General features: G+C 32.1%; 1 pseudogene. It reads left to right on the top strand.

What is annotated here, in order from left to right:
- Positions 1–212: pseudogene (locus B3D94_RS23135) on the top strand (IS3 family transposase); the annotation flags it as partial.

Below are 212 nucleotides of genomic sequence, written 5' to 3'. Positions count from 1 at the left end.
GAGAATGCGTACTTAAAAAAGTTAAATACTTTAGTTCAAATGCAAGAAAAATTACCAATCAAATCAAAGCGCAAGTAATTTATGAACTAAAGGAAATCTATGAAGTAGTGGAATTAATCAAAGTCGCTGATATTCCACGTAGTACGTATTATTACTGGGAAAAGCGTTTGAATCGTCATGATAAATACACTGATGTGAAAGTCGCAATTCAG

The sequence above is a fragment of the Lysinibacillus sp. UBA5990 genome (assembly GCF_002429815.1).
Classification (GTDB): Bacteria; Bacillota; Bacilli; order Bacillales_A; family Planococcaceae; genus Lysinibacillus; species Lysinibacillus fusiformis.
This window is presented reverse-complemented; position numbering and strand designations above follow the sequence as displayed.